At 72.8% G+C, this 4536-nt stretch carries 4 protein-coding genes; 2 read left to right on the top strand and 2 right to left on the bottom strand.

Features of this window, described 5'->3' with window-relative positions; genetic code table 11:
• The first annotated feature begins 59 nt into the window (after positions 1–59).
• Entirely contained in the window at positions 60–1358 is a 1299-nt protein-coding gene (locus LQV45_RS18650; RefSeq protein ID WP_230008302.1) for an alpha-amylase family protein, read from the top strand.
• Between the two features lie 4 nt (positions 1359–1362).
• Here LQV45_RS18650 and LQV45_RS18655 read toward each other — a convergent pair whose 3' ends face one another.
• Positions 1363–2064, bottom strand: a complete 702-nt coding sequence (locus tag LQV45_RS18655) for a response regulator (protein ID WP_230008303.1) — start codon at positions 2062–2064, stop codon at positions 1363–1365.
• The gene (locus LQV45_RS18660; protein ID WP_230008304.1) at positions 2061–3683 is read right to left on the bottom strand and encodes an ATP-binding protein; all 1623 of its coding nucleotides are present in this window, start codon (positions 3681–3683) and stop codon (positions 2061–2063) included. Before LQV45_RS18660 ends, LQV45_RS18655 begins: the two co-directional genes overlap by 4 nt.
• 160 nt (positions 3684–3843) lie before the next feature.
• Here LQV45_RS18660 and LQV45_RS18665 point away from each other — a divergent pair.
• The coding region (locus tag LQV45_RS18665) for an SLC13 family permease (RefSeq protein ID WP_253074576.1) at positions 3844–4536 on the top strand (693 nt) is incomplete at its 3' end.

Genomic DNA, 4536 nt, shown 5'->3' on the forward strand with positions numbered 1-4536 from the left:
AACCAGGGGTCGCGCGCAACCCGTCGCCGCACCAGGACACCGCGGGATAGCCTCGGCGCATGCCCAGCTGGCCCGAACATGTCTTCTGGTGGCACGTGTACCCGCTCGGGTTCGTCGGCGCCCCGATCCGCGACGGCGTCGACCCGGATGCCGCGCCCACGCACCGCCTCGATCGCCTCGAGCCGTGGCTCGACCACGTCATCGAGCTGGGCCTCAACGGTCTCCTCCTGGGCCCGGTCTTCGCGTCCGAGACCCACGGGTACGACACCGTCGACCACTTCCGCATCGACCCGCGGCTCGGGGACGACGCCGACATCGACCGGCTGCTGCACGCGGCACGGGAGCGCGGCATCCGCGTGCTCTTCGACGGGGTGTTCAACCACGTCGGTCGGGGCCACCCCGCGTTCCGCGCGCTGCTCGACGGCGGCGACGACGCGGACCTCTTCCGCGGTCGCTGGGTCGACGGACGCTTCGAGCCCGACGTGTTCGAGGGGCACGGCGCGCTCGTCGCGCTCGACCACTCCTCCGACGCGACCGTTGACCTCGTCGTCGACGTCATGTGCCACTGGCTCGACCGCGGGATCGACGGCTGGAGACTGGATGCCGCCTACGCGGTGCCGCCGGAGTTCTGGGCCCGCGTGCTCCCGCGTGTGCGCGAGCGGTTCCCCGAGGCCTGGTTCGTCGGCGAGGTCATCCACGGCGACGGCGCCGCGATCGTCGACGCATCCACGATGGATGCGCTCACGCAGTACGAGCTGTGGCAGGGCATCTGGCACGGCATCGCCGACGGCAATTTCTTCGAGCTGAGCCACGCGATCGAGCGGCACGACGAGCTGCTCGCGACGTTCGTGCCGCAGACCTTCGTCGGCAATCACGACGTCACGCGCATCGCCTCGGCGGTCGGACCCGAGCTCGTCCCGCACGCCCTCGCGGTCCTGTTCACCGTCGCCGGCACCCCGTCGGTGTACGCCGGCGACGAGTTCGGCTGGACCGCGGTGAAAGAAGAGCGCGAGGGCGGCGACGACGCGGTGCGGCCCGAGTTCCCCGCGACCCCGGGCGAGGTCGCGCACGTCGACGACCGCATCCTCGACGCGCATCGCGCGCTCATCGCGCTGCGCCGGCGGCATCCGTGGCTCTGGCGTGCCCGCACCGACGTCGTCGAGGTGACCAACACGACGCTCGTGCTGCGCACCGCGGTCGACGACGAGGCGATCGTCGTGGCCCTGAGCCTCGACGACGCACCCCTGACACTCCCCGCCGCCGATGCGGCCTCGCTGGCCGCCGGCGAGGGGCCCCTGCAGGACGGCCGCATCGCCCTCCCACCCCGCGGCTGGGCGGTCCTCTCGTCCCACCCGTGAGGAGTCAGAAAGTGTCGCCTCGCGAAGCCCGAAGCGACAGATCTTGACCCCTCACGCGCCCGCCGACGCGGAAGCGGTGCTCGGGGCGGCCGGTCGAGCCGTAGCGGAGGCCCACCGAGACCAGGCCCCGCTCGGCGAGCGCGGTGAGGTGGCGCTGGGCGGTCGCCCGCGAGACGCCGATGCGCTCGGCGACCTCCGACGCCGACGCCTCCTCGGAGCCGAGGGCCGCGAGCACCGTCTGCTCGGTGGCCGACCGCGCGAGCGACGCGCCCTCGCGCTCCCCGCGCATCACGGCGGCGGCGCGATCGATGTCGTCCTGCGACAGCGGACGCGACGACGACAGCAGGTTGCGGTACCGCGCGTACCGGTCGAGGCGCTCGGCGAGCACGCGCGTGTCGAACGGCTTCACGAGGAACGCCAGCGCCCCCGCCCCGAACGCGCGCCGTACGGTCGCGGCATCCGTCGCCGCCGACAGCACGAAGGCATCGACGGATGCCGAGCGCACCAGTTCGATCCCGTCGCCGTCGGGCAGGTAGACGTCGGCCAGGACGAGGTCGGGGGCGTGCGCGGCGAGCGCCTCCCGTGCCTCGCCGATCGTGCGTGCCGGTTCCACCGCCACGAAGCCCGGCCGCGCGGCGACGGTGTCACGATGCAGCCCCGCGACGCGGAAATCGTCGTCGACGACGAGCACCCGGATGTCGGTCATGTCTCTCCCTCTGTCTCGAGCCGCAGGACTCCCGGCAACCGCGCGGCGACGACCGCGCCGCGCGCTGCCCCGCCGGCATCCACGATCCACACTTCTCCCCCGCGACGCCGCGCGAACTCGCGCGAGAGCGGCAGGCCCACACCGAGGCCGTGCACGGCGTCGGCGTCGTCGGGGCGGTCCCGCGGGGCGAACGCGGCGTCGACGTCGGCGATCCCGCCGCCGGTGTCGGCCACCGTGAGCACGACCGCGTCGCCGTCGCCGAGCACCGCGACCTCGACCTCGCGGGGTTCGTCCCCGGATGCCGCGGCGGTCACGGCATTGTCGACGAGGTTCCCGAGCACCGCGACGACGTCCTCCACCTCGTCGACGGTGCGGTGCAGCCAGGTGTCGTCGCTCACCCGCAGCGCGACGCCGCGTTCGCGGGCGGCGAGGCCCTTCGCCCCGAGGAACGAGCGGAGCATCGCGTCGCCGACGAGGTCGAGACCCGCCACGGCCCAGTCGACCGAGCCGCGGTCCACCAGATCGGCGAGGAACGCCCGCGCCTCGTCGACCCGGCCCGCGTCGAGCAGGCCGACGGCGGCGTGCATGCGGTTGGCGTTCTCGTGGCGCTGCACCCGCAGTGCGTCGCCGAGGGCCCGGACGCTGTCGAGGCGGTCGGACAGGGCGACGAGGTCGGTGCGGTCGCGGATCACGGCGACCCGGCCGAGGGCGCGGGCGCCGCGACGCACCGGACGCACGTCCACGAAGACGACGCGATCTGCGAGCGGCATGCCGTTCGGCGCCCCGGCTCCGGCGAGCGCGGCGACGACGGAAGGGGCCAGGCCGAGTTCGTCGACCCGGCGTCCCACTGCCTCCGAGACACCCAGCAGCGTCTCCGCGGTCGCGGTGCACACGCGCACGACTCCGGCGTCGTCGATCGCGACGACCCCCTCGTCGGCGCTCTCGAGCACCGCCGTCTGCGTCTGCACGAGGGCCACGAGTTCCTCGGGCTGCACACCCAGGGTGATCCTCTCGAGGCGGCGGCGCATGAGCAGAGCCACGACGACCCCGAGCCCGACGGCCACGACGACCGCGACGCCGATGCCGACGAGGAGCGCCGGCAGCTCGTCGAACACGCTCGCGCGCTCGAATCCCACGCTCACCTCCCCCACCGGGGCGCCGCCACCGGGCGGATAGATCGGCACTTTGGCGCGCGCCGACTCCCCCAGGGTGCCGGTCTCCCACGTGACGACCTCGCGCCCGGCGAGCGCGTCGGCGAAGCTCGTGCTCACGACCTGGCCGAGGCGTTCGGGATCGGGGTGGGCCAGACGGATGCCGTGATCGTCGGTGATCACGACGAACAGCCCCGCGGTGCGCGCGGTGACGTCCTGGGCGTAGCGCTCGAGCGCGCCGTCGCGGAGCGACACGGCATCCGGGGTTCCCGGGTCGGCGGAGTACTCGGCGACGAGCTCACGCACCTGCGGCGCCTCAGCGACGGACCGGGCGATGTTCAGCGCCGACGAGTCGGCCTCGGCGCGCAGCTGCTGGATGCCGAGCCACGCGAACACCGCGGTGCACACGGCCACCACGGCGACCATCGTGGCGATCTGGACGAGCAGCGTCCGGGTGGCGAACCGCATGGCACCTCCGAACGCGGCCGTGCGCGAAATGCGCAGAACACACGCTACGCGCACAACGCGGGTCAATGCGAGCAAGAGCGCGCCGCCGGCCGGCCGCTCCCTAGGATCACCAAATCGACGGGCGAGCCCTCGCACCGTCGCTCACGACGAAGGAGTCGCGATGACCCCCCTGATCCTGTCGGCCGAGGCCGCCGACTATGCCGTGGCGTACACGCCGTCCGACGGCATCCTCGTGGCCCTCGGCTTCCTCATGGTGCTGGCGTTCATGGCGCTGATCATGACGCGGCGCCTGACCCCGATGGTCGCCCTGATCGTCGTCCCCACCGTTTTCGGCCTCCTCGCGGGAGCGGGTCTCGGCATCGGCGACATGGTGATCGACGCGATCGGCAAGATGGCGCCCACGGCCGCGCTGCTGATGTTCGCGATCATGTACTTCGGCATCATGATCGACGTCGGCCTGTTCGACCCGCTCATCCGCGTGATCACCCGGGTGCTGGGCGACGACCCGGCCAAGATCGTGCTCGGCACGGCCATCCTCGCCGGAGCGGTGTCCCTCGACGGCGACGGCTCGACGACGTTCATCATCACGACCTCCGCGATGCTGCCGCTGTACCTGCGTCTGGGGATGAGCCCGGTCGTGCTGACGTGCGTCGCGGGCCTCATGAACGGCACGCTCAACATCGTCCCGTGGGGCGGGCCGACCGTCCGCGCGGCGACGGCGCTGGGCCTGCAGCCCACCGACGTGTTCGTGCCGATGGTCCCCTCGCTCCTCGCGGGCCTCGTGGTCGCTCTGTCGTTCGCGTGGTTCCTCGGTCTCTCGGAGCGCAAGCGTCTCGCGGGCTCGGTCGACACC

It is taken from the genome of Microbacterium sp. Bi128 (assembly GCF_918698205.1).

Excerpts from the sequence above, each read along its gene's own strand:
- LQV45_RS18655 (WP_230008303.1), bottom strand. The coding sequence starts at position 2,064 with ATGACCGACATCCGGGTGCTCGTCGTCGACGACGATTTCCGCGTCGCG.
- LQV45_RS18650 (WP_230008302.1), top strand. The coding sequence starts at position 60 with ATGCCCAGCTGGCCCGAACATGTCTTCTGGTGGCACGTGTACCCGCTC.
- LQV45_RS18660 (WP_230008304.1), bottom strand. The coding sequence starts at position 3,683 with ATGCGGTTCGCCACCCGGACGCTGCTCGTCCAGATCGCCACGATGGTC.